General features: G+C 53.3%; 22 protein-coding genes and 1 tRNA gene. 8 read left to right on the top strand and 15 right to left on the bottom strand.

Annotated features, from left to right (window positions below; translation table 11 throughout):
• Positions 1 to 2: 2 nt before the first annotated feature.
• The 3 genes from NXT01_RS01835 to NXT01_RS01825 all read right to left on the bottom strand — a co-directional run bounded on the left by NXT01_RS01835 (position 3) and on the right by NXT01_RS01825 (position 2,600).
• Positions 3 to 458, bottom strand: coding sequence for a hypothetical protein (locus tag NXT01_RS01835; RefSeq protein WP_259076925.1), 456 nt, complete (start codon positions 456 to 458; stop codon positions 3 to 5).
• Positions 455 to 1,708 (bottom strand): cysteine--1-D-myo-inosityl 2-amino-2-deoxy-alpha-D-glucopyranoside ligase, encoded by a 1,254-nt coding sequence (mshC, locus tag NXT01_RS01830; RefSeq protein WP_259076922.1) that lies wholly within the window; start codon positions 1,706 to 1,708, stop codon positions 455 to 457. The genes NXT01_RS01835 and mshC overlap by 4 nt, the downstream gene beginning before the upstream one ends.
• Positions 1,709 to 1,775: 67 nt before the next feature.
• Entirely contained in the window at positions 1,776 to 2,600 is an 825-nt protein-coding gene (locus tag NXT01_RS01825; RefSeq protein WP_259077104.1) for an undecaprenyl-diphosphate phosphatase, read from the bottom strand.
• A 177-nt stretch (positions 2,601 to 2,777) separates the two neighbouring features.
• Here NXT01_RS01825 and NXT01_RS01820 point away from each other — a divergent pair, with 177 nt between their 5' ends.
• Entirely contained in the window at positions 2,778 to 3,785 is a 1,008-nt protein-coding gene (locus tag NXT01_RS01820; protein ID WP_259076921.1) for a hypothetical protein, read from the top strand.
• 29 nt (positions 3,786 to 3,814) lie between these two features.
• Entirely contained in the window at positions 3,815 to 4,927 is a 1,113-nt protein-coding gene (locus NXT01_RS01815; protein WP_259076918.1) for a quinone-dependent dihydroorotate dehydrogenase, read from the top strand.
• A 69-nt stretch (positions 4,928 to 4,996) separates the two neighbouring features.
• Here the strand turns inward: NXT01_RS01815 and NXT01_RS01810 are convergent, their stop codons facing one another.
• Both NXT01_RS01810 and NXT01_RS01805 read right to left on the bottom strand, forming a co-directional pair.
• Positions 4,997 to 5,365: a hypothetical protein gene (locus NXT01_RS01810; protein WP_259076917.1), complete on the bottom strand. Its 369-nt coding sequence runs from the start codon at positions 5,363 to 5,365 to the stop codon at positions 4,997 to 4,999.
• Entirely contained in the window at positions 5,358 to 5,903 is a 546-nt protein-coding gene (locus NXT01_RS01805) for a YbhB/YbcL family Raf kinase inhibitor-like protein (protein WP_259076910.1), read from the bottom strand. The genes NXT01_RS01810 and NXT01_RS01805 overlap by 8 nt, the downstream gene beginning before the upstream one ends.
• A gap of 86 nt (positions 5,904 to 5,989) precedes the next feature.
• Between NXT01_RS01805 and NXT01_RS01800 the strand changes: the two genes are divergently transcribed.
• Positions 5,990 to 6,838: a potassium channel family protein gene (locus NXT01_RS01800; protein ID WP_259076908.1), complete on the top strand. Its 849-nt coding sequence runs from the start codon at positions 5,990 to 5,992 to the stop codon at positions 6,836 to 6,838.
• Between the two features lie 100 nt (positions 6,839 to 6,938).
• Positions 6,939 to 7,024: transfer RNA gene (locus NXT01_RS01795), tRNA-Leu, on the top strand.
• A 142-nt stretch (positions 7,025 to 7,166) separates the two neighbouring features.
• Here the strand turns inward: NXT01_RS01795 and NXT01_RS01790 are convergent.
• The 4 genes from NXT01_RS01790 to NXT01_RS01775 all read right to left on the bottom strand — a co-directional run bounded on the left by NXT01_RS01790 (position 7,167) and on the right by NXT01_RS01775 (position 12,930).
• A complete protein-coding gene (locus NXT01_RS01790) occupies positions 7,167 to 7,577 on the bottom strand; it encodes a cupin domain-containing protein (protein ID WP_259076906.1) in 411 nt (136 codons plus the stop codon).
• A 64-nt stretch (positions 7,578 to 7,641) separates the two neighbouring features.
• Positions 7,642 to 8,742: a methylmalonyl Co-A mutase-associated GTPase MeaB gene (meaB, locus tag NXT01_RS01785; protein WP_259076904.1), complete on the bottom strand. Its 1,101-nt coding sequence runs from the start codon at positions 8,740 to 8,742 to the stop codon at positions 7,642 to 7,644.
• A 156-nt stretch (positions 8,743 to 8,898) separates the two neighbouring features.
• Positions 8,899 to 11,118, bottom strand: a complete 2,220-nt coding sequence (gene scpA / locus NXT01_RS01780; protein WP_259076903.1) for a methylmalonyl-CoA mutase — start codon at positions 11,116 to 11,118, stop codon at positions 8,899 to 8,901.
• A gap of 3 nt (positions 11,119 to 11,121) precedes the next feature.
• Entirely contained in the window at positions 11,122 to 12,930 is a 1,809-nt protein-coding gene (locus NXT01_RS01775; protein WP_259076900.1) for a methylmalonyl-CoA mutase family protein, read from the bottom strand.
• 203 nt (positions 12,931 to 13,133) lie between these two features.
• On the opposite strand from NXT01_RS01775, the gene NXT01_RS01770 reads away from it, so the two are divergent.
• Complete coding sequence (locus tag NXT01_RS01770) at positions 13,134 to 13,853, top strand: TVP38/TMEM64 family protein (protein ID WP_259076897.1); 720 nt, start codon at positions 13,134 to 13,136, stop codon at positions 13,851 to 13,853.
• A gap of 46 nt (positions 13,854 to 13,899) precedes the next feature.
• On the top strand, positions 13,900 to 14,460 hold the full coding sequence (locus NXT01_RS01765; protein WP_259076895.1) for a MarR family transcriptional regulator: 561 nt from the start codon (positions 13,900 to 13,902) through the stop codon (positions 14,458 to 14,460).
• A gap of 40 nt (positions 14,461 to 14,500) precedes the next feature.
• On the opposite strand, the gene NXT01_RS01760 is transcribed toward NXT01_RS01765, so the two are convergent.
• The 3 genes from NXT01_RS01760 to NXT01_RS01750 all read right to left on the bottom strand — a co-directional run bounded on the left by NXT01_RS01760 (position 14,501) and on the right by NXT01_RS01750 (position 16,941).
• Positions 14,501 to 15,640: an SPFH domain-containing protein gene (locus tag NXT01_RS01760; RefSeq protein ID WP_259076893.1), complete on the bottom strand. Its 1,140-nt coding sequence runs from the start codon at positions 15,638 to 15,640 to the stop codon at positions 14,501 to 14,503.
• Between the two features lie 6 nt (positions 15,641 to 15,646).
• Positions 15,647 to 16,075: an NfeD family protein gene (locus NXT01_RS01755; RefSeq protein WP_259076891.1), complete on the bottom strand. Its 429-nt coding sequence runs from the start codon at positions 16,073 to 16,075 to the stop codon at positions 15,647 to 15,649.
• Between the two features lie 62 nt (positions 16,076 to 16,137).
• Positions 16,138 to 16,941: a DUF3097 domain-containing protein gene (locus NXT01_RS01750; RefSeq protein ID WP_396124703.1), complete on the bottom strand. Its 804-nt coding sequence runs from the start codon at positions 16,939 to 16,941 to the stop codon at positions 16,138 to 16,140.
• Between the two features lie 47 nt (positions 16,942 to 16,988).
• Here NXT01_RS01750 and NXT01_RS01745 point away from each other — a divergent pair, with 47 nt between their 5' ends.
• Positions 16,989 to 17,708 carry a hypothetical protein gene (locus tag NXT01_RS01745; RefSeq protein ID WP_259076886.1) on the top strand — a complete coding sequence of 240 codons (720 nt, stop codon included), beginning with the start codon at positions 16,989 to 16,991 and terminating at the stop codon, positions 17,706 to 17,708.
• On the opposite strand, the gene NXT01_RS01740 is transcribed toward NXT01_RS01745, so the two are convergent.
• From NXT01_RS01740 to NXT01_RS01730, 3 genes are all read right to left on the bottom strand, one after another.
• Positions 17,663 to 18,739 (bottom strand): ferrochelatase, encoded by a 1,077-nt coding sequence (locus NXT01_RS01740; RefSeq protein ID WP_259076883.1) that lies wholly within the window; start codon positions 18,737 to 18,739, stop codon positions 17,663 to 17,665. The genes NXT01_RS01745 and NXT01_RS01740 overlap by 46 nt on opposite strands.
• Positions 18,740 to 18,864: 125 nt before the next feature.
• Positions 18,865 to 20,583, bottom strand: coding sequence for a DIP1281 family NlpC/P60 protein (locus tag NXT01_RS01735; RefSeq protein ID WP_396124702.1), 1,719 nt, complete (start codon positions 20,581 to 20,583; stop codon positions 18,865 to 18,867).
• A 384-nt stretch (positions 20,584 to 20,967) separates the two neighbouring features.
• On the bottom strand, positions 20,968 to 21,447 hold the full coding sequence (locus NXT01_RS01730) for a DUF6676 family protein (RefSeq protein ID WP_259076879.1): 480 nt from the start codon (positions 21,445 to 21,447) through the stop codon (positions 20,968 to 20,970).
• 395 nt (positions 21,448 to 21,842) lie between these two features.
• Between NXT01_RS01730 and acnA the strand changes: the two genes are divergently transcribed.
• A complete protein-coding gene (gene acnA, locus NXT01_RS01725; RefSeq protein WP_259076877.1) occupies positions 21,843 to 24,617 on the top strand; it encodes an aconitate hydratase AcnA in 2,775 nt (924 codons plus the stop codon).
• Positions 24,618 to 24,640 lie beyond the last annotated feature (23 nt).

Genomic DNA, 24,640 nt, shown 5'->3' with positions numbered 1-24,640 from the left:
GTCTAGCCAAGCAGTGAGGCGTCGCGGTAGGAAATGGTATCAGTGTGGGAACAGTACTCCGCTTCCGTTAATCTCGGCAGCTCCGTTACCCGTGCTTCAGCTACTCCTTTGAGAGCCCACAACTCGGCGATAAGGTCCTCGAGTTCCGCTGCTTCTTCGGGCTCGATAATGGCATCAGCGTTACGGTAGTTGAACTCTAAAATTCGCCGATGCCAGTTGGAAGTCGTATCTACAATAAACTCGTCCGATTCCACCAAGGAGGGATCGTCAATCCGGGCGCACTCTCGGACCAGGGCGTACAGGAGGTTTTCCAGCTCAGCTAACTGTTCGCTATCATATGGTGGATCCCAGAATTCTTTTTCCGATGCTCGAAGATAAGAGCCAGTCGAAAATGTGCGCAGATCAGCGATAAAATTCTCCACCTTTTTATCAAAATATTCGATAAACGTACCCGTCATAGCTTTATTCCCAATAGTGCATCAACCCCCACCTGAACGAGCTGGCCCGCCTCGCTCAGCGTTTGACGGCTGGGGGGTTGCCCCACTACCGAATGAGCCCAACGATCGATCGCTGACAAAGCACCAGGGGTATCGAGATCATCTGCCAGTCTCGTACGCACAAACTGGATAAGATCTTCGGCGTGAGCACGGTTGCTCTCGCGGCTAATAGCGCTGCGCCATAGCGCGAGTCGATCTTCGGCTGCAGCGAGTAAATCTTGAGAGAAATCCCGCGACGCGCGATACGACGCCGAAAAGACACTGAGACGGATGGCGGCTGGATCGTGTCCCGCTCGAGTGAGATGGGATACGAATACTAGATTGCCAAGTGATTTGGACATCTTGACTCCATCGAGGGAGATCATGCCGGTGTGGACATAGTGTCCGGCCATACGCGGGCTATCGCAGGCCGCTTCCACGTGAGCCGCTGAGAACTCATGGTGGGGGAAGATGAGGTCTGATCCACCTCCTTGGATAGCGAAATGGTTACCCAAACGATGAGCAGCAATAGCCGCGCACTCGATATGCCACCCCGGGCGACCCGGCCCAAACGGAGAATCCCATGAGGGTTCCCCCTCGCGGTGAGCTCGCCAAATTAGGGCATCGAGAGGATCTTTCTTAAATTCCCGCTGTGGGTCTCCCCCGCGCTCAGCGAAGAGTTCTTCCATAAGTGCCCGAGAATAATTTGACTCGTAGCCAAAGTTCTTTGTTGCCGTAACAGAGGCATATATATCGGGATAGTCGGGATCGTCGACAATATAGGCAGCACCAGTCTCGAGCAGTCGCGATACGAGCGTGATAACCTCATCGACCGATTCCATAGCCCCGATATAATCCTGTGGCGGTATAACCCTCAGGTTAGTCATATCAGAACGGAAGAGATCAATCTGGCTGGTACCCAACGCCTGCCAGTCGAGGCCGTCTCGTTGGGCGCGTTCAAAGAGGGGATCGTCGACGTCGGTGATATTTTGCACGTAATGGACCTGCGCACCTTGATCGATGAGAACTCTGTTGATGAGGTCAAAAGTCAGATATGTCGCGGCGTGACCCAAGTGCGTGGAATCGTACGGAGTAATTCCACACACATAAATCCCAGCCTTGCCTTGATGAACTTCAACTGGTTTGACTACCCTATCGGCGGTGTCGTACAAGCTTAACGCGATGGGTTCGCCAGGGAGGTGGGGAATGTCGGGCCGTGACCAAGAAAACATAGGCGCTAGTTTACCGAAAAATCACCGTTGCGCCGATTCGCTAACACCGGCCCCTACCGAGCCGCTGCTACGGGATTAGGAGTCCGGCTGCGAGCAGCGCTATCGTGGCCAGCCCCACCGGGATGCGGTAAGCCGCGAACCAACTAAAGGAGTGCTGGGAAACAAAGCGTAAAAGCCACGCGATAGTAGCGTAACCGACTCCAAAGGCGATAAGGGAGCCGACAATGAGCTGAACGCCAGAGGCAGCCTGGCCCGTCTGTGGGGCGAAAGCATCGGGTAGCGAGAATAAGCCCGAAGCTAAGACCGCAGGTATAGCGAGCAGAAAGCTAAACCGGGCTGCGACTTCGCGCTCCAGTCCAAGAAAAAGACCAGCAGAGATCGTCCCTCCTGATCGAGAGACCCCAGGGATAAGCGCAAGACATTGAGCGAGACCCATAACAATAGCGTCAGTCATAGTGAGATCTTCGTAGCGGCGCTTTTTCCTCCCCCACCGTTCTGCTGCGATAAAGACAAAGGAGAAAAGGATCAAGACGGTGGCGGTGATCCACAGATTGCGGAGATTGCCCCGTATATAGTCCTTAGCTAGGAATCCGATGACGCCCACCGGTATGGTGCCCGCAATGACCATCCAGCCCATCGTGTAATGGAAACCACGCTGGGAGGGTCGAACCAGTCCTACGATCCAGTGCCTTATAATCGTGTAGATATCTCGGGCAAAATAGACTAATACAGCCGCTTCAGTACCCAGCTGCACAACGGCAGTAAACGAGGCCCCCGCATCTTCACCAAAGAAGAGCGAACTGACGATCCTTAAATGACCAGAGGAACTGACAGGTAAAAATTCTGTCAGCCCTTGCACGAGGGAGAGGACCACGACCTGAACCCACGACATAGCCGTCGGATCCGTGGCGGATGCCAGAATGTGGGCACCTTCGGTAATTGCAGCAGTATCAGTCACAGATGTATACCGTACTCGTTTCTCGGCGAACGTTCATGCATCAGGCCAGAAAGTACACAGCAACCCAACCTTCGGGGTGGACAGACACTGATCGGTGCTAACATTCTCCTTGTGAAATATAAAGCTCTCGGGACAATTCTTGCCCTAACTCTTACCGCCTGTAATCCCCCTTCGGTAGAAGAAAAACTCCCGGTACGTATGGGAAGTGCTTTCCCCGAACCGAGGGTGTCGGGCACGGTGCCACATGGAGACGTTATTGATCTTGACCCCAAATATCACAATGTTGAAGATATGGAACGGGTGGGCGATATCCTGGCGCTGCGTTCGAAAGACAAGCTAGCGGTGGGTACGGTTGCTGATTTCCGATCCGGTCAAGCGGCTGTCCTTGAGGTGGATCCCAAATGTGGCGATATGACCGCTGCAGCTCCGGATTTTCTGATCGCTTGTCCTGATGGGGTCAATGCTATTGACGCGAAGAACCCGAAACTGCTGGTGATTCAAACAACGCCGAAGCCTGTGACAGCAGTAGCACGCACTAGCGACGGGACCCTTTTTGTGGGTAATGCTGATAGCGAGGAAATTCTAGCCTATAAAGAGGGTAACGAGCACTCTATTACCATGGAGGGCCCAGTTGACCAGCTCATAGCCGTAGCTCGCGACGCCGGCCCCGACACCGTTTACCGCACCAATAGGGTCAATACGACCATTCAAAATATTTACCCCGACTCCCTCAAGGCTGGAGCCGTTCTGCGGGTGGGCCTAGGTGTGGGTGAAATTTCTGCCGGTAGCAATGGTATGGCTTTGGCAGCAGATGCTATAGGACATCAGTTCGGCGTCTATCTGGCCGATGATGTGATCCGGCTGCATCAAACCACACCCACGCATGGGCAATCTCCTTGGGACCTGGCATGGGATAAGAATACCGAGAGCGTGTGGGTGGCAACGACGGCTGATTCCAGCATTAGTGGGTATACAATCTCAAGCGGAGTTGGACAAGAGATTGTCCAGTATTCAGGAGTCTCCGATATTCACAATATCGAGATCCTCGACAACGGCGATATTGTAGCGGCCTCCGCATCAGGTGCTGGCCTGCAGATTATTTCCCGTGCACAACAGTGACAATAAGTATCTACGGTTAGGATGAGGTCATGAGCTATAGAACTCCGCCCCAGAGGATTGCCCTCTATCAAAAAACACTCACGCTGATGTTTAAGCTCTCTCCGGAGCTCATCCACGGCATTATCTCACGAGGTGTTAGCCTCGTGCAGAATATCCCTCCCCTACGCTGGATCTTAGCCAAGATGGTGCGAGTGAACGATCCCATTTTGGCGCAAGAGGTTTTCGGAACTGTCTTTCCCCTGCCCCTCGGTTTAGCTGCCGGCTTCGATAAGGATGGGCTCGCACCCGATGCCTGGGAGGCCTTGGGTTTTGGGTTCTCGGAACTGGGCACCGTGACAGCCTCACCGCAGCCAGGAAATCCGCAACCGCGACTCTTTAGACTTCCTAAAGATCACGCGATATTGAATCGAATGGGCTTCAATAATACGGGCGCCACGGAAGTGGCCAAAAATCTCCGCAGGCGCTCCGCTGCAAGTATTATTGGAATCAATATTGGTAAGACCAAGGTTGTCGAACCCGAAGAAGCAGCGGATGATTATCGGCGTTCCGCATCCCTGCTCGGGGATCTCGCGGACTATGTCGTGGTCAATGTATCATCCCCTAACACCCCAGGACTACGCGATTTGCAAGCGGTAGATTCGCTGCGACCTATCCTTAGTGCGGTTAAGGCTGCAACTTCGACTCCAGTTCTGGTAAAAATCGCACCCGATCTTAACGATGCGGATATTGATGCCATTGCGGATCTTGCCTCTGAGCTTGATCTTGATGGCATCGTAGCTACCAATACCACGATCTCGAGGGAGGGCTTATCGACTGATGCGTCGATAGTCGAGGATATGGGCGCTGGAGGAATATCCGGCCCCCCGGTAGCCGCCCGATCTCTCGACGTCCTGCGACGCCTGCATCAAAAGGTAGGCGATGAGATGGTATTGATTGGTGTTGGCGGCATTGAAAGTGCTCGGCAGGCGTGGGAACGGATTGCCGCAGGCGCAACCCTCATTCAGGGCTACACCGGTCTCATTTATGGGGGCCCCGATTGGATTCGTGAAATCCACCGCGGATTGGCCGAACAGCTGCGAGCCCATAACCTCGCTTCATTATCCGAAGCGGTGGGTTCGGGTCTTCCTTGGACACTTGACTAGAACGAAAGAAATAACTCCCTGCATTGATGATGTATCGATGCAGGGAGTTATGCTCAATACGTCCTCATGCTAAGCCTTTCGCCTAATATACAGGCCGCATATGAGGGCAAGTACTGCATAGGAGGGAATCCAGAACTGCTCCCACACTATGAGCGGAGTGGATGGAAATAAGCGGCCCGAGATAATAAGTAGTAGCGCCCCAACCAGAGCAATGAGCTGTGTAAAGTGCGGGCGTTGCTTGATGTGGGTGGTCGCATAGCCCCCTACTAATCCAGCGGCTACAACAGTGTTGATAAATCTGAAAGTGACGGCAAAAGGCGCCATCCACCCATGCTGGCTGATCTCCATCACTGTGAAGATCAGCAACACCACCGCAATTGCAATAAAGGCACCACCCACGCGAAGAGCCGCGGAGACTGGCGGTGCCCCCTTACTCATTCTCGTACCAACCCCAATAAATGGCACGCCCGAGGGAATGGAAGTAGACGTGGAATCCCAGCACAGCCGCGGTGGCGGTGGGTTCAATCTCCAAGGAATCAACGTCGAGAGCGTGCACCGCATAGAGATAGCGGTGGGGCCCGTGACCTGACGGAGGATTAGCGCCATAGTGAGATCGCAAGCCAGAATCTCCAGCGAGTGTGACCACGCCAGGATGAGTGGTGAGAACCCCACCTGCGGACCCGGCACCAGCTGGTATCTCGGTTACGCTCGCTGGAATATTAAAGACAGCCCAGTGCCAGTAGCCAGATGCAGTAGGGGCATCGGGATCAAAGCATGTAATCGCTAGTGACTTGGTGCCCTCTGGGAGCTGAGACCAGCGCAGATGTGGGCTTACGCTGCCGGGAGCCACCACGTGAGAGGGGAGCCGGTCTCCGTTCGCAAAATCCTCGGACACGAGTGGAAAACTGGGGAGATTCTTGAGCGGCGCATAAGGGTCAGGTCCTGGAAAACGTGGATCGTGTGCATATGAAGTCATACCTTCATCCTAACTACGCTCGCTCTCGAGCGCCGAGGAATATCAGTGTTGCATCAAAGATAGCGTGAAGGTGCAAGAATAAAACCATGAATTCTCATGCCAAGGCAATCGCATCGCTTTCACTGCGCGCCAAAGTTATGCTGCTCGTGCGCGAATTATTTGCTCCGGATATTCCAGATCATGCTTCTGCACAAATGAAATGGGAACGGCGGGTGGAGGGGCCTATGTTCGTGGCCTCGCTGGCATTTTTACTCCTCTATGCATGGAATGCCCTAGGCGATAACGAGGCCTTCCTTAACCAGGCGGCTGCGGTGGGAATGTGGGCCATTTGGGGGGCATTTCTCATTGATTATCTCGTGCGTCTATACCTCGCTGAGAATAGGGCAGCATGGATGGTTGGTCACTGGTGGGAGACCGCAATGATCGTGTTGCCTATGTTCCGCCCGTTACGTGCTCTTAGGGTATTGCCCACCCTGGTTTTGTTGCAACGCTACTCGGCTGCAAACGCGCGGGTGACCGTGGCTCTCTATACGTCAGTAGCGTCCTTACTTATCATTATTGTTGCAGCTATTTCCCTCTACGAGGCGGAAGTAACGACTCCCGGCACGGCAGTGCACAGCTTCGGCGATGCCCTGTGGTGGGCCTTGACCACCGTGACCACTGTAGGATACGGGGATATCTCACCGATCAGTAGCCAGGGTCGTATTGTGGCCGCCCTCCTCATGCTCACCGGAATTGCTGTTGCTGGTGTCGTCACAGCAATGGTGTCGGCGTGGCTGGTCGAACAGGTGCAAAACGATGCGGTGAGAGAAGGGGAAATAAGTGAAGCTCAGCGTCACGATGAACTTATGGAAACTCTGCAGGTTATGAACTCTGAGATCCAACGCCTGAGCGCAGAGCTGGCTCAACTAAGACGTGGTAAAGATGAGCCATAGATTCCACTTTTTAGCCCATAGCCAGCGGATTTGTTAATGATTGAGCTCTCTAATATAGTTTAGTGAGTGCCCAGCCGCGAGGCTGAAAACGATACCCATTGCCCGGGTGGCGGAATGGCAGACGCGCTAGCTTGAGGTGCTAGTGTCCTACTAACGGACGTGGGGGTTCAAGTCCCCCCTCGGGCACACTGTGTTGAGACAGTAAAAGAGTCCCAGAATTATTTCTGGGACTTTTTATATTTCTTTACCCCTCACCCACTCTCGCACTATGAGACAGTGCGCAAAAAGTGCTCGGCTTAAAATCCCGAGCACTTTGATATTTCGACAATTAATGTTCGTGAGGATCGTTATCCGCATCATCCTTGGTAGGATGCACGGTACCCTTCTTATGCTCAGGGGCAGCGTAGATTGAATAGACCTTCAAAGGTTCTTCACCCGCATTGACCACATTGTGGTACTTACCGGCAGGAACAAAAATAGCCCAATCGTCTTCAATAATTTCGTCAATTTCTAAGGCTTCGGCGCTCTCACCAATCATCACGCGACCCTTGCCAGCCTCGATCCTTAAGAATTGATCGTGGTCGTCGTGCACTTCGGCGCCGATCTCTCCCCCAGCGGGTATGGTCATGACCGTCATTTGAAGGAATTGGCCAGTCCAGACTGTGTCCCGAAAATGAGGATTGCTGAGAGTTTTCTCTTCGATATTGAGGATATAGGGATGTGGGCCGTAATCAGCCATTAATTCTCACCTTTCTCTTAATTATCGCGAACGGTTACCATTATAGCCTTTAGGCCATAAACTCTCAGGGAACCTGAGTATCGAAGGCGTTCAGGATCTTCTCTGCCGCTAGGGTAGGCGTAATCTGTGCCTCCCGCAGTTGGGATTCTACGAGGGCACTAACCTGTTTGACCGACGGATGTGAATTAAGGCGCTGTAACAGAGTCTCATGCACCATCGACCACATCCACTGAACCTGTTGATTTCGACGGTTTTTCTCGAAGAGGCCCGACTCGAGCATCTGCTCGTGATGCTCCATAACATAGTCCCAGAACTTATCTGTACCTTCATGCTCAATAGCCGACATTGTTAAGGTGGGCGGATGCCACTCGGCGTTCTCAGGACGCACCATATGTAGTGCGGCTGCCAGTTCCCTAGCAGCTCGCTTGGCATTTTTAAGATTGGATCCATCGGCCTTGTTAATTGCCACGAGATCCGCCATCTCAAGAACACCTTTTTTGATGCCCTGCAGTTGATCTCCTGCACCCGCTAAAGCAAGGAAAGTGAAGCAATCAACCATCTGAGAGACAGCTACTTCGGACTGTCCAACTCCCACAGTTTCCACGAGTATGACGTCAAATCCAGCAGCTTCAAAAACTACCATGGATTCTCTGGTGGCTTTGGCAACTCCACCAAGAGTTCCGGCAGATGGAGAGGGCCTAATAAACGCATTGTCCTCGCGAGTGAGCTTCGACATACGAGTCTTATCACCCAAAATAGATCCGCGCGTACGTGTGGATGAAGGATCAATGGCGAGCACTGCCACCTTATGACCTTCGCGAATTAGTTTCTGCCCTAGCGATTCGATAAAGGTCGACTTACCGACGCCGGGCACGCCCGTGATACCGACTCTGAGCGCATTACCGGAAAAAGGCAGGAGTTTGACTAACAACTCTTGGGCAAGAACGCGGTGCGCAGGCGCTGTCGATTCAAGTAACGTTATCGCGCGTGAAACCATTGTTCGGTTATTTTCTCTGACTCCCTGGAAAAGCTCATCGACGTCGATGCGACGCCGAGCCCGCACTACGATTTGAGGGGGTACCGCGGTGATCTCCCCCAAATCTGTGCCGGCGGTGGTTAGGAGAGAGCCCAGATGGTGCTCTAAATATTCATTATCGTGGGGCATGTCATCACCCTTCTTGAGGTCCCTCAGGGCTGTAAGAACCCCGAGGACAAGGTATGGAGGCTATTCCTAGGTAAACGTCGTGGCCACCCAATAGACGTTCATCGAGTGGCCACGCGTTTTCTTTCTCAGCAAGGAGAACCTAGGGTTACTAACTTGCTACTTCAGATCTTCGGGTATGTCCAGCTCAAAACCCAGTTGTGCCGATAGCTTGGTGAGCATATCGATAGCCGACTCTGCAATCACTGTTCCTGGAGGATAGATCGCCACGGCGCCATCATCGTAGAGCTCTTGGAAATCCCCTGGCGGAATCACACCACCAACGACGATCATGATGTCGTCGCGGCCCAGCTTAGCCAGCTCATCGCGAAGTGCCGGCACCAATGTCAAGTGACCTGCGGCGAGCGAGGATACGCCCACCACATGCACGTCGGCATCAACAGCAGCTCGGGCTGCCTCGGCTGGGGTCTGGAAAAGGGGTCCGACATCAACATCCATGCCAAGGTCGGCGTAGGCGGAAGCTACAACCTTCTGACCGCGATCATGACCATCCTGGCCCATCTTGGCGAGGTAGATACGTGGACGGCGGCCTTCCTCGGCCTCGAAAGCATCGGCCATAGCGATGGCGCGGGCGACATTATTCACCTGGCCCTCCTTTCCAACCTCATCCTTGTATACGCCTGAGAGTGTGCGGATCTCAGCCTCGTGGCGGCCAAAGACCTTCTCGAGCGCATCCGAGATCTCGCCCACGGTGGCCTTGGCGCGCGCACAGTCCACCGAGAGCTTGAGCAGATTGTGCTCAAGATCGCCGGGTTCCTTATCGGTCTTTGCGGCTGCCTCAGTGAGCGCCTGCAGTGCTCGCTGGCAGGCATCTTCGTCGCGCTCGGCGCGCAACTTCTCCAGCTTAGCCAGCTGCTCTTCGCGTACCCTCGTATTATCCACCTTGAGCACTTCAATCTGCTCGTCCTCGGTGACCACATACTTGTTCACACCAATGAGTGCTTGACGGCCAGAGTCAATGCGGGCCTGCGTCCGAGCTGCAGATTCTTCAATGCGAAGCTTCGGGATGCCTTCGATCGTCGCTTGTGCCATACCGCCAGCTGCCTCAACCTCTTCGATATGCTTGCGAGCACGCTCTACGAGTTGCTCAGTGAGCCATTCGATATAGTAGGAGCCGGCCCATGGGTCTACCGGCCTAACCGTGCCGGATTCCTGCTGCAGCAAGAGCTGCGTATTGCGGGCAATACGTGCAGAGAAGTCGGTGGGCAAAGCGAGTGCCTCATCGAGGGCGTTGGTATGGAGGGACTGAGTGTGTCCCTGAGTTGCTGCCATTGCCTCGATGCACGTGCGTGAGACGTTATTGAACACGTCCTGAGCGGTCAGCGACCAGCCCGAGGTCTGGGAGTGGGTACGCAGAGATTGCGATTTCGGATTCTTATTTTCGAATTTCGCAACCAGTTCGCTCCACAGCAAACGTCCGGCGCGAAGCTTAGCGATTTCCATGAAGGTGTACATCGAAATGCCCCAGAAGAAGGATAAACGAGGGGCAAATTTATCGACATCAAGGCCCACCTCTTTACCAGCGCGGATGTACTCCACACCGTCGGCAAGTGTATAAGCGAGCTCGAGGTCGGCCGTCGCTCCCGCTTCCTGGATATGGTAACCAGAGATCGAAATGGAGTTGAAGCGTGGCATCTTCATCGAGGTGTACTCGAAGATATTGGAGATGATTCGCATTGAGGGCTTCGGTGGGTAAATATAGGTATTACGCACCATGAACTCTTTGAGAATATCGTTTTGGATGGTGCCCGCCAGTTGCTCGGGAGCTACTCCCTGCTCTTCAGCGGCAACGATATAGAGGGCCAAAACTGGCAGCACAGCACCATTCATGGTCATCGAAACGGACACGCTTGACAGATCGATGCCTTGGAAGAGCTCGCGCATATCCAGAATCGAGTCGATGGCCACGCCCGCCATACCGACGTCACCAAGCACTCGTTCGTTATCAGAATCATAACCGCGGTGGGTAGCAAGGTCGAATGCAACCGACAGGCCTTTCTGACCGGCGGCTAGGTTGCGTCGGTAGAAAGCATTTGATTCAGCTGCCGTGGAAAATCCCGCATACTGACGAATCGTCCACGGCTGGTTGGTGTACATGGTGGGATAGGGTCCACGCATAAATGGCGGCATCCCAGGGAAAGAATCGAGCTGCTCGTCGGCGACTGCATCGTTGCGATCGTCGCGGTTGAAGACGCGAGGTACCCCAATGCCCTCAGGGGTTTCCCAAAGCTGGTCTTTCAAGGCGCTCATATCGGCCTGAGTGGAGGTCGGATTTTCAGGCTGTGCTGAAAAATCGGAGAAATTAGGGATCGTGCTCATTGCTTATGCTCCCAACTTATCTAGCAGCGTGGCAAGAGTTGCAGCCGCATCGATCTTAAGATTTAAATAGTCATCGGCATCGACGCCGTGACCGCTGGTGCCGGCTAACATAATAGTTTCGCATCCTGCTTCGCGCAGCGCATCGAAGGTAGCAGCGCCGGTGGCTTCGTATTCCTGATCGGTACCGCAGATAACCACGATCGAGCTCTGTGAAGCTGCTTGGGTGAATTCCTCAGTGCCTGGCTTGACTTCACCAGGGTTGTGGGATTCAATGCCTCCTGCGGCCAACAAGTTCGTAATGAAACCGGTACGAATATTATGCTTCGCTAGCGGCCCCAACGGGATAAGAGCGATAGCGGGGCGTGCCCCATGTTCCTCAAGATAGGCGTCCGAGCGGTTACGCAAGGCTTCGAATTCAGCCGCCCACCGCTTAACACCTGCGGGTTCTTGACGCAGTTGTGCGGGCAGGGGCGCCTCAAGCAGATTTGGGAACTCGTTAATTGCAGTGACTTTCTTGCGGCGCAGCGCAATTTCTTTGCGCGTTGCCTCATGCGACTCTGCAAGCATTGTCGCAACGATGCCAGCATCTACCGCCTGCTGCAAACCACCAGCCTTTTCGATGGTGGTAAATACATCCCACGCCTTGTCGGACAGCTGCTTAGTGAAGGATTCTACGTAGTAGGATCCACCGGCAGGATCGATGACATGCCCAAGATGCGATTCTTCGAGCAGTAACAGGTTGGTATTGCGGGCGATACGGCTGGCAAAAGTGCGTGAGGTTTTCGGTAGACCACCTGGAATAGCCCAGTCGAAGTGCAGAACCTCAACATCCTGTGCGCCGCCTACACCAGCTGCAAAAGCAGCAACTGTGGAACGCAGCATATTAACCCAAGGATCGCGCTGGGAGAACATTACGGGAGCAGTGACCGCGTGAAGCGGAGCCGAACCGTGCTCTGGTGCCCCCAAAATCTCCGCAACTCGAGCCCACAAAGCGCGGCCAGCACGCAATTTAGAAATTTGGGAGAACTGATCGTCGGTGATTGCGTAGCGGAAGGAGATTTGCTCGAGAGCATCCGGTACAGAGAGACCTGCATCGGTTAAGGCGCGAAGATATTCCACTCCGGCAGCGAGCGCTAGGCCAATTTCTTCAGCATCGGTGGCTCCTTGGTTAGAGAAAGACACCGCGTCTACCAACAGTGCACGGGTATGTGCTCGCTGGGAGCTCTTCTTAGCCCAGGAAATAGCTTCGTCGAGGGTGCAGGTTTCACGACCATCAATCTGGCTGGTCAAAGGGGCTGCGCCTAATTCGATAGCAGTGGGATCGTCCTCTTGGGAGTCGACAATCTCAAAGAGCGCCTGTGCTTGCTTGTCTAGGTCTGTTCCGGAATCTAGTCGCACCGGCGCTAGGCTGAGGTACACGCCGTTGAGCAGGGTGGCTAGATCGGCCGATCCTTTGAGTACTAGGTTGGTGGTGCCGTTTTCCAAAGCATGCAACACGTCGCTCTGGTTGTGGGAGGAATCGAAGGTTTCGGTTACTCCCCACCCTTCATTTCCTTCACCGGCGCCTTTGGGTCCGCGGAGGAATGGAAATTGTCCGGGAGGGGCCACTTCGTCAATTTCATCAGCTCGCGTATAGAGCGGGTTGATGTGGATACCCTCACCGGTAGTTTTAATTAATTTTCGCCAGATATCGTCAGGAATATCGGCGGCGTCCTTTTTCTGTACCCGAGCAAAAACTCCAGCAACGGCTCGATACCAAGCTTGCTGGCGGTTTTCAAACTCTTGAGTTAAGGAACTTCGTGTGTCAGTCACGATAAGGACCTACTCCCCTCTTTTTCCACGCTTAAAGGCCGTGAGTGTCCCACTCGCGACCTTTGAAGGTGATGTTAGTAATTTGGGCATGCTGCTGAGATAAGCAAATTCAGAGCACTACGATTAGTCTAGCTAATGCAGGCAGCAATTGCGCCCTGCTTTGCCTAGATATAGCGCGCAAATGAAGAAATATAGTGGAAAAAGTGAAGCAAGCATTAAAAATCGTTGTGAAATTCACATCCTTCCTCCAACTAACGTGGCGGGATTTATCCCTCTCACGCCGTATCGCGTTCTCGAGCCTGCTGATTATAGGCATGGTCGCGGTGCTCTTTATCGATATTCCATCGCTTGAAACCCTGGAGGATCTCTCTCACCGCAGTGGGTATTTTTTTATTCCAATTTTCTTCCTGCTCTATGTCACTATCACGCAATTCCCGATTCCACGGACATTATTGACGCTCAGCTCCGGGTTGCTCTTTCCACCGTGGCTAGGAGTGGCCATAGCACTCAGCGCCACCACCTGCTCAGCGGGCCTCTCTTTGTTGTTGGTTCGCTACGTTGTGGGTCAGTCTGTCTTAGATCGCCTCGATCATCCAGCGGCCTCCCGTATTAACTCTCACCTCGAGCAACGTGGGTGGCTAGCTGTGATGAGCTTGAGAATGATCGCGGGGATTCCTTTTTCGCTGCTCAATTATACGGTGGCAATGACAAGGATTCCCTTAGGTGGCTTTCTCATTGCCACCTTCATCGGTTCTGCCCCTGGAACAGCTGCGGTGGTTTTTCTTGGCGACGCTCTTACTCGCAGTTTTGATACCACTACATTGCTTATCACTGTCGCTTTCGGCTTCGTCGGATTGATTGGGTTATGGCTAGATCACACCCTGCCACTTGGGGATGCGTCACAAGTCAAGTCTTCGGACTAGAATAAGAGTTATCTATCCATGTCTTTGTAGAGTCAAAGGATTTTCTATGTTTGTTCTCTATGCTCGCTACCGCGGTCGCGAACGACGTCGTGCGGAATTGGTACGCACCTCGGCAGCACGACTTTCAACCCTTCCGGGGGCTGGTGAATTCGAAGTAGTCAGCGTCGAAGACATCGTGACGTGCATAACCTCTGCCGAAGTATGCTGCGATCTTGCGCTTGCACTTCTGTCTCATGGAGACTGGGCGATAGCTATCGCCATCGCCCCTCAAGCTGAGCAGGCGCGGCGACTAGCACGTACCACTCTTGGCTCCCATGCCCGTGCCGGTGTAGTGAAGGTTGGGATAAGGCGGCAAAAAGAAAAAGCCGAGGATATTGCGGGAGCCTTTATACTTTTAGCCTATCTTCTTCACAAGCGCACCCCTGAAGGGCGCGAAGCAACTAGCCTCATGCGACGTGGATATACTCAGAATGAAGCAGCCATGGAGCTGGGGATTTCAAAGCAGGCGATGAGTCAGCGCTTGCAAGCTGCTGGATGGCAAGCGGAATTGGCTGGTTGGCGTCTGGCAGTCCGCTTTCTCCAAGCAGCTGATGAGAAAAAAATATAGGCTGCACACCAGTGCAGCCTATATAACTAAAACTCTAGTTCTAGGAAGTTTCGGGCAGCTGACTCGTCTGAGTGGGAAGACCCGGGATGGGGTTGACCTCATCCACAGGTTTCTGCGCCACCGCATTTGCCGCCGCTAACGCTGCCTCGATCTCGGGATTAGAGCTTGCCGATAACCATTCCTCAGGCACGTCTTCTTCTTGGACCGGCTCGGATTTCTGCGCTTCGTAGCGGAATACTCCATCCTGATCTTTATCGCCAAAGCTCTTGGCGAAGTGCTCAAGAGCGTCAGAGAACTGACTTGGGATCATCCACATCGTCGAGCCTTCATTGCTGGCCATCTTCGGTAGCTTATCCAAGTACTGATAAGCCAACACTTCCGGAGTGAGCTCGGAGCGCTTAATTGCGGCATTGATTTGAGTGATGGCTCGCGCTTCACCTTGAGCTTCCAAGAACTTGGCTGCCCGAGTACCTTCAGCTCTCAGGATGGCTGCCTGGCGTTCGGCCTCGGCGCGCAAGATAGCGGCATGCTTCTCACCCTCAGCGCCGAGGATTCGCGCTTGCTTTTCACCTTCAGCGGTGCGGATATCGGATTCACGACGGCCCTCAGCAGTTAAGATCATGGCCCGCTTCTCTCGATCTGCCTTCATCTGCATCTCCATAGACTGTTGAATAGATGGAGGGGGATCGATCGCCTTGAGCTCGACGCGGGAAATTCTCAGGCCCCACTTGGTGGTGGCCGCATCAAGCTCGCCTCGCAGCCGACGGTTGATGACTTCGCGGCTAGTGAGAGTCTCCTCCAGGGTCATACCGCCTACGACATCTCTAAGAGTGGCAACAGAGATTTGCTCAACACCAACAATATAATTATCTACACCGTAGATAGCCTTGGCGGCATCATTGATTTGAAAGGTAACGACGGTATCAATAGCTACCGTCAAGTTGTCTTGAGTAATAACAGCTTGCGGAGGGAAGCTCACCACTCGTTCACGAGTGTCCACGCGTTGGCGGACACGGTCGATAAACGGTATTAGTAAAGTGATACCGCCTGAGACCGTACGCGTATAACGTCCCAGTCTTTCAATTACTGCCGCTTCGCCCTGAGGTATCAGAACCACTGCCTTAGCAACGGTCACGATGATCAAGACAATCAGGACCCCGAAGAGTATGAGAGTAACCATTATGTTCTACACTTTCCAGACCACGGCAGTCGTAGACTCAATGGAAATCACTGCCACGGTATCTCCTTCTGAGAAAGTGACACTAGGGTCGAGACTACGTGCGGTCCATATTGATCCATCTACCTTGATTTGACCACTGTGCGCTGTTATAGCTTCGACAACGAGAGCGTGACTGCCCTCTAACGCTTTGGGACTGGTATCGAGGTAGACATTCTGGTTGAGGAAGCGGGTCTTTAATGCTGGCTTGAGAAATATCAAAAGCATAAGAGAGAAGACTCCAAAACTTATGATCTCTACGCCTACTGGAATACCTAGCAAGGCGACCACACCGGTTAACAGCGCCGCACTTCCCAGCATCATTAACGTCAGCTCCCCGACCGCCAATTCGGCGACGAGGAGAACTAACCCTGCAATAACCCAGATTAAAGAGCCCACACGGTCAGTCTACTCGGTTGAACTGAAAAATAGCAGGAGTCCGTAAGGGCACTGCGATATCTCTAAAGAAGATCCGACTTTTTCAATTCAGGGTTAGTGACAAAATCGACGAGCCGTTCGACTGCCCCGATGAGATGAGAATCAATATCTCGGTAGCTGTGCACCGCTCGGTATACTCTATTCCACCCTTCTTTCGGATCGGACCAGTGCAGACGCTCACACACGCCCATCTTCCAGTCTTCTCCGAAGGGAATATCGGGCCAGTTTCTCAACCCTAGGCGTTCAGGTTTGACCGCTGCCCAGATGTCAATATATGGGTGTCCTGTCACCAGCACATCCTCGCCCACGGACTGGGTCAAGCGCATCTCCTTTGATCCTTTTATAAGGTGATCGGCTAGTACCCCGATGCGTCGTCCTGGTCCTGGGCGGAATTCTTGCAACCTGGCGGATAAGTTATCCAGCCCCTCGAGATATTCCACCACTACGCCTTCGACCCGGAGATCATGACCCCAAATCTTTTCCACGATTGCAGCGTCATGGATACCTTCGACCCAAATACGAGAAGGGGCGGCGACTTTCGCACTGAAGTTTTCCACCATCGTAGATCCCGAATTTGAGCGACGTGGCTGCTGCGCTGCGATTTTTCGTTTCAAGGTCGCCCGTTGGCCTTCGATGAGAAAGGCGCCCGGTCGTAGTTTGAAGAGTTTCTCAACCCCACGCCGATCTTCCAGGCGGATGAAATCACCATCATAGGTCTTCTCGAAACCTATGATTGCGCCCACAAAGCCATCAGCAAGCACCTCGACGACCGATCCGATGGTTACCTCTACCTCAGGGTAACGAGGTCCCTTTTTTTGCTGAAAAATATCCCCGTAATTTCTCACGATCACTTAGCCTACTAAACTCATGGAGAATGAAAGATTTCTACTCGCCTCTTCAAAATATAACCCTGTGGCTCGGCGCCTGGTTTTATGGATTCGAATCCTTTGACAGCCTTAAAGATGCCTTAGGCGACCTCGGAGGCGCACACTCGCTGTACGACGGCGAGGAAAATCTGCTTGAACTGCTGAAATTCCTTAGACAAAGGATGCTCACCTCGGCAAAACCACCAGTACTTATGGCCCTCCTTGGTGGTCCTGGTGATCCTATTCCCGCACCTTTAGGAGTCAATGAAGCCTTATTGATCGGGCATCACACACTGCTCATCCCCCATCAGCGTGCTACGGGAGTGGAATGGGAGGCCGCCCCATACCAAGGTCGCCCGCTTTCTACTATTAGTCTGGGGGAAGCTGATACCCTGTTGCGGGAAGCCACCGCCCGGTCTGCGGACTATATCGAAGGCCGAGATTCGCTGCTACAGCATCAATCGAGCCAGCCCCGCCTTCTAGTGGGGACTCTCAGTGACTTCTATGAAAATCCTGGCCTGCCCGCAGATCTGCCGCCGCGGGCCGGTCAACTAATCGCGCGCGCCGACCGTGTAAGTGCCATTGTGGAGGCAGTCCACATTCGCTACGACCACCACGCTTTCGATCCTCAACTCCTTAGCTTGGCAAAATATATCCGACACGCTCGGATGGCTGCTATAAGTTATTCCTTGGTCGAGTGGGGGCGCCGTGCCGGCGGACAACATTGATACTCACAGGCAGCTCCATTTAAGGTAACTCCTTTCGATATCACGGTACCTGAATGCTGTGCAGGACATTTACCCAGACTTTCGTCGATGAGATCGACCACCATTGACGCAAATTTCTGAGTGTGCCCGACGGTTGGCGCCCGTAAGATCGTCATATTCAGCCGCTGCGCATCGTCGCGGACTTCGTTATCTAGATCCCACACAACTTCCATATGGTCTGAAATGAAGCCGATTGGGCACACCAGAATATTGTTGACGCCTTGATCGTTAAGCTGCTCAACGTGATCTCGTATATCGGGTTCAAGCCACGGTATCCGACCATCACCGGAGGCTGATTGCCACACGACGTCGTAGTCCTTGAAGTCTACCGCGTGAGCGACAAGGCGGGCCGCTTCGTGAATTTGCCGAGAATACAGATTCCCATCCGCAAATGTGCCAGAATTTTCGTCGGCCACCATGGGAATGGAATGGGCCGTAAAAACCAGGCGAAGATCCGATGGTGGGATGTTTAGGGCTTGAAATTTTGCGAGAGTATCGCGCACCGCATGAGCATTCGCGGCTATAAATTCTGGATGATCATAAAATTGCCGCAGCTTGATAAAGTCGACTGATGGTAGTGAGCGTTCCGCGAGATGCTCGCGTAGCGCGGAGATATCCTCGTTATACTGCCGGCATCCCGAGTACCCACCCCATGCACTCGTCGCGAAAACTGCTACAGTCTTGTGCCCATCGCGAGCGATCTCTTCTGAGGTGTCAACGGCAAAGGGGTGCCAGTTCCGGTTTCCGAAGTAGACGGGAAGTTTGCGCCCTCTGTGTGATAATTCCGATTGGATATTTGCTACTATTTCTCGGTTGCAATCGTTGAGGGGACTGTATCCGTCAAAATGGTGGTAGTGGGTTGCCACAACTTCCAAACGCTCGTCGGGGATTCCGCGGCCGCGCGTAACATTGCGCAGAAAAGGCATCACATCTTCGGACTTCTCTGGGCCACCAAAACTTAACAGCAAAAGAGCATCAATAGAAAGGTGCATAGGGATGACTCTAACCCATCCTAATACCCTGAAGCGACATTTCTGCCCCACCGCGGCATCCCATATTCTCAGCCCGCCACCTTTACCGTTGAGGTGGCGGGCTGAGAATATTTAAAATGCGCGAGTTAAATTAGACGCACAGCGTACGGACTCATACCACCCCAGCGTACATCGGAGATACGGACGGTTGAACCAGATTGGGGAGCTTCGATCATTGTGCCATCACCGAGATAGATAGCTACGTGGTATTCAGCGTTGGGTCCGTAGAAAATGAGGTCACCACGCTGCATATTTTTGGGGTCGATCTTGGTGCCGTGCTTGTATTGGTAGCCAGTATAGTGTGGCAGATCGAAGCCGGCGGCGGCGAAGGCGTAGATGACCAGGCCCGAGCAGTCGAAACCAACCTTATTAAAGTCGCCGTAGCTATCGGCGGTTCCGCCATCACGGATTCCTTTCGTAGGGCCATTCACGTTGCCACCACCCCAAGCGTAAGGGGTCCCGATCACGCTCTGTGCCCTGGCAATCACGGCTTCGATGCGTTCGCTCCTTGAACCGTCGGTGATGATGTCATTACCGGTTGGAGTTTCGTCCGCAATCTCATCGAGTTTAACGAGGAGATCCTGGATAGCGGAATCTAATTCGTCGTCAGCGACCGCCGAGGCTTCTGGGGAACTAGGGCTTGAATTACTAGAATCCTCTGCTATATCCTCAGCGCTTGGCGCAACCGACTCTTGAGGGATGTCTTGGGGTGCGGCTCCCTGGTCTGGGGTATCGGAGGCTTTTAGGAGTTCATCGGCTGCGAGATTAACCAGCTCGAGTGCCTGCTTTTCGGCGGCTTGGGCTGCAGCTGCCTCCCGCGCTTGCTCGGCGGCTACCTCGGCCGCAGTTTCTTGGGCCCTGCGCGCTGCCTCAGCTTCAGCTTCAGCGGCAGCACGCCGCTCCGCTGCCTCCTTTTGTGCGGCGCGTTCCTGTGCTTGTGCTTGTGCCTCTCGGGCTGCCTGGGCCTGTGCCTCGGCTTCTTGGCGTTCCCTTTCTTTTCTCTCCAGTTCTTGTTGTGCAGCTACTCGCGCAGCCTCGGCCCGCGCTGCCTCAGCCTCTTTGGCCTTGCGTTCGGTTTCGGCTTTTTCAAATGCTCGGTATTCCTCACGTTGGGCGTAGAGAGCATCGGCCGTGCTGCGCGCCTGACTCAAACGTACCTGGGCGGCTGAGCGGTCGGCCTCGAGGCTCTGACGTTCCATATGTCGACGCTCGAGTTCTTGAGAGTTTTCGCGTATTGCTCGCTCCGCATTTTCCTTGGCGTCGAGAGCGGCCCGCTCCTTGGCCTCAGCGATATTACGCGCCTCGCGAAGGAGAGATTCCTCATTAGCCTGTTGAGTGCGAAGTCGATCCAGTTCATTAACGACTGTTCTCTGCTTTTCAGCGCGGGTGCGAAGGAAAGTCTGGCGAGCCAGTGCGTCCTCAGACGTTGTGGTTCCCGCGAGTCCCCCAACAACTCCCGTGGCGCCTTTGCGATAGGTTGATCGAGAAATCTCATCGAGCGATTGCTGCGCGCGAGTGAGATCAGATTGGGTCGACTCTAAGTTACTGCGTGCTTGGGCGACTTTAGCACGTGCTTGGTCAGCTTCGTCTTTAGCTCGGTGATAGTCAACGATGGCCTTATTAACGCCCTCACGCAGCTTACCCATCTCCAACTCAACTCGAGACAGATTGGCTTCACTATCTGAAATTGCTGCCACTAAAGCTGTCACGCTTGACTCGGCATCGCCAACCTCGCTGTGCGCAGTTGCTATCGCCGAGTCGGAGGGATTGGTAGGCACCGCAACGGCCATCAACTGTGATGGCATAAGTAGGGCAGCTACCGAGGCCGCGGTTAGGATACGCCCAAATTTGCGCACGAAAACTCCTCGTTCAAAATTGTCAAGCCCGACAATATGGCTGTTTGCGACGTGCTTCCCCACATGTGCAAAAAAACGACCAATGATAGTCAAGCTTCTGGAATCGACTCAAGAGTCAATACACAAACAATAAGGCAATTCCTTCACCACATGCACCATGCTTCGATCCAGTCACAAACGCAACAGCACACCTCTTCTGAAACAATGCATGATTGAGCTGCGAAAACGATGTAAATTTGAGGTCAAAGTGATATTGATTACATTTTGGACGTTTATCGGCGCGCCTACCCCACAAAATAAAGAAGAAACTGTCAAGCACACGTTGACAGTTGTCTATTCCCAAACCTTGATTTTACGGATACTTCCTATAATTCCAGCAGCAACTAAGCTAAAAACTAGGACGGGTACAAGGGGGGCAGACAACATAGGATTACCCCCAGCGAGAGTATCGGCAAAGGCCGTAATATCACCGGCGTAGTCGGTGCTTTGAACCAAGCTAAACTTGGCCGACTCGATTTCCGCGCGGCTCAACGTTGTACTCACAACTCCGCTACTATCGGGGCTTCTGACAATCACCAACTCATATCCTCCCGCATCCAGAAGGACCTGGCCTATATCCCGTAAATCAGCGGGCTGTGGTGGGGTCTGATCTACTACCACGACTCCAACCGGCGAGACCATCGTCTGCTCTTCGAGATAGAGCTTGGCACTTTCAAGAGTGTCGTGGAGGTTGTCATCTTGAGTTTCTAAGGCCACATCATCCTCAGCAAGCTGCCGAGCGAGATCATTCATATCAATAGTAGAAGGGATCATAGAGCTAAACTTTCCTTCCGATTAAGCCAGTGCCTTAGACAGCATAGAGCATGGTGAGTACCTCAACTTATGCCACAGGGTAGCACAATCCACGCGATAGCAGATCCACGCATTAAACGGAATCGACAGCGTTGACTGGTGCACAAATTGGAGGGGTATAGGTACTCCTAGAATGCGTCACGAGCTGAGTTTTTATTGGTATATGTAGCGATTATCTTGGAGGAGCTGAATTTATTTGCTCGATTTGATTCTAACTCCGGCCAACAGAACGCTTGTACTGTTATAATGAGCGTCACGCGACGCGACCAAAGATTTTCCAGCCGATAAAGCCTCAAGTGTCGCACCTGATACTAAGATATTCGAAACCCAATCCCTATCAACCCTGGAGCTATATAGTGACCGTTAGCAAAGACTCTTTTCATGCCCGCAAGGCTCTCGCAGTAGGTGAAAAAACCTATCATTTTTACTCTCTCGACTCCGTGCCTGGTTTGGACAAGCTGCCCTACTCACTCAAAGTGCTTGCGGAAAACTTGCTCCGGCACGAGGACGGCGCCAATATTAAGGCTGAACATATTCAGGCTCTCGCCAACTGGGACCCTCAGGCGGAACCTAGCGTAGAGATTCAATTCACTCCCGCTCGTGTACTCATGCAGGATTTCACGGGCGTTCCCTGTGTGGTCGACCTTGCCACCATGCGCGAGGCGGTCAAGACTCTCGGGGGCGATCCCGATAAGGTAAATCCGCTCAATCCCGCCGAAATGGTCATCGACCACTCGGTTATTGTCGAAGCTTTCGGTTCCAACGACGCGTTGCAAAAAAATGTTGACATTGAATACGAGCGCAATGAGGAGCGCTACCAGTTCCTACGCTGGGGTGCCGAGAATTTCTCCAATTTCCGTGTTGTTCCACCAGGAACAGGGATTGTGCACCAAGTTAATATTGAATACCTTGCCCGCGTCGTTTTTGACAATAATAACGTCGCCTATCCCGATACCTGTATCGGCACAGATTCGCATACCACCATGGAAAATGGTCTGGGCATTCTTGGCTGGGGCGTCGGCGGTATTGAAGCCGAAGCCGCTATGCTCGGACAACCAGTCTCCATGCTCATTCCAAAGGTTGTAGGCTTCAAACTCACCGGAGAGATCCCAGCAGGAGTAACCGCTACCGACGTAGTTCTCACCATCACCGAGATGTTGCGCGAGCACGGAGTTGTGCAGAAATTCGTAGAATTTTATGGGAACGGGGTCAAATCTATCCCGCTGGCTAACCGCGCAACTATTGGCAATATGTCGCCAGAGTTTGGCTCCACGTGCGCAATTTTTCCTATCGACGAAGAGACCACCAAATACCTGCATCTAACAGGCCGCTCCGAAGAGCAGGTAGCCCTCGTCGAAGCCTATGCAAAAGCTCAAGGGATGTGGCTTGAAAAAGACGCCCCGGAAGCCCTCTATTCCGAGTACCTCGAGCTAGATTTGAGTACCGTAGTACCTTCACTCGCCGGTCCGAAACGCCCTCAGGACCGAATTCTGCTATCTGACTCAAAGCAACAGTTCCGCGCAGACCTACCGACCTATACTGCCGATACCGACACCCTCGAGCCGGTCCGCCTTGAGGGCGCGTTCGAGCGCACTGCTAATTCCTCACGTTCCGGCAACGGAGAGAGCGCCGCTTTAGCGAATACAGGTCGCCCATCTCGACCCGTGGTTGTTACCTCACCAAATGGCGGCGAGTTCACTGTTGACCACGGCATGGTCGCTATCGCCTCCATCACGTCGTGCACCAATACCTCAAACCCATCAGTGATGATCGGGGCCGGCCTCATCGCCCGTAAAGCGGCAGCCAAGGGGCTCAAAGCAAAACCATGGGTAAAGACCATCTGCGCTCCTGGATCCCAGGTTGTAGACGGTTATTACCAGCTAGCAGATCTCTGGAAGGACCTCGAGGCCTTAGGATTTTATCTATCCGGTTTTGGGTGTACCACCTGCATTGGAAATTCGGGCCCCCTACCGGAAGAGATTTCAGCTGCAATTAACGAATACGATTTGGCTGCCACAGCTGTCTTGTCTGGAAACCGCAACTTCGAGGGCCGCATCTCTCCTGACGTGAAGATGAACTATCTGACGTCCCCGATCATGGTTATTGCCTATGCTATCGCTGGCACGATGGACTTTGATTTCGAGACCCAACCTCTTGGAGTCGATCAGGACGGAGCCGAGGTATTCCTCAAAGATATCTGGCCCTCTACCGAAGAGATCGAGGAGACGATCGCGCAATCGATCAGCCGCGAACTCTACGAAGCAGATTATGCAGACGTCTTCAAGGGGGACAAGCAGTGGCAAGCACTCGATATCCCCACTGGGACCACCTTCGAGTGGGACGACGACTCCACCTATATTCGCAAGGCTCCATATTTCGACAATATGACTGTAGAGCCTGAACCTGTTACTGATATTGCAGGCGCCCGCGTCCTAGCTAAACTTGGCGACTCAGTGACCACAGATCACATCTCCCCTGCTTCTTCAATCAAGCCAGGTACTCCCGCAGCCCAGTACTTGGACGAGCACGGTGTCGCCCGAGAGGACTATAATTCCCTCGGATCACGCCGTGGAAACCATGAGGTCATGATGCGCGGAACCTTTGCCAATATCCGCCTCCAGAATCAGCTCGTCGACATCGCGGGTGGCTACACCCTCGACTTCACACAGGACGGTAACCCTCAAGCGTTTATCTTTGATGCTTGCCAAAATTATAAGGCTCAAGATATTCCTCTGGTTGTGCTCGGAGGCAAAGAATACGGAACCGGGTCGTCGCGAGACTGGGCTGCTAAAGGTACTAGTCTTCTTGGCGTAAAAGCCGTGATCACAGAATCTTTCGAAAGGATTCATCGCTCCAATTTGATCGGAATGGGCGTGATCCCCCTGCAGTTCCCGGAGGGTGAGTCGCACGAGAGTCTCGGTCTGACTGGTCACGAAATTTTTGACATTGAGGGAATCGCAGCCATGAATTCGGGGGTTACCCCTGATACCGTCAAGGTCACAGCCCGCTTAGATGGCAAGGTTGTCGCAGAATTCGACGCGATCGTACGCATCGACACTCCAGGGGAGCTCGCATACTACCTCAACGGCGGCATCTTGCAGTACGTGCTTCGCAATATGGCTAAGTCATAGGAGTCAGTTCGCTGTGGGATTGA

Source organism: Corynebacterium sp. ES2775-CONJ (assembly GCF_024814515.1).
Classification (GTDB): domain Bacteria; phylum Actinomycetota; class Actinomycetes; order Mycobacteriales; family Mycobacteriaceae; genus Corynebacterium.
The sequence above is the reverse complement of the archived record's forward strand: the minus strand, read 5'-3'. Positions and strand labels throughout refer to the sequence as shown.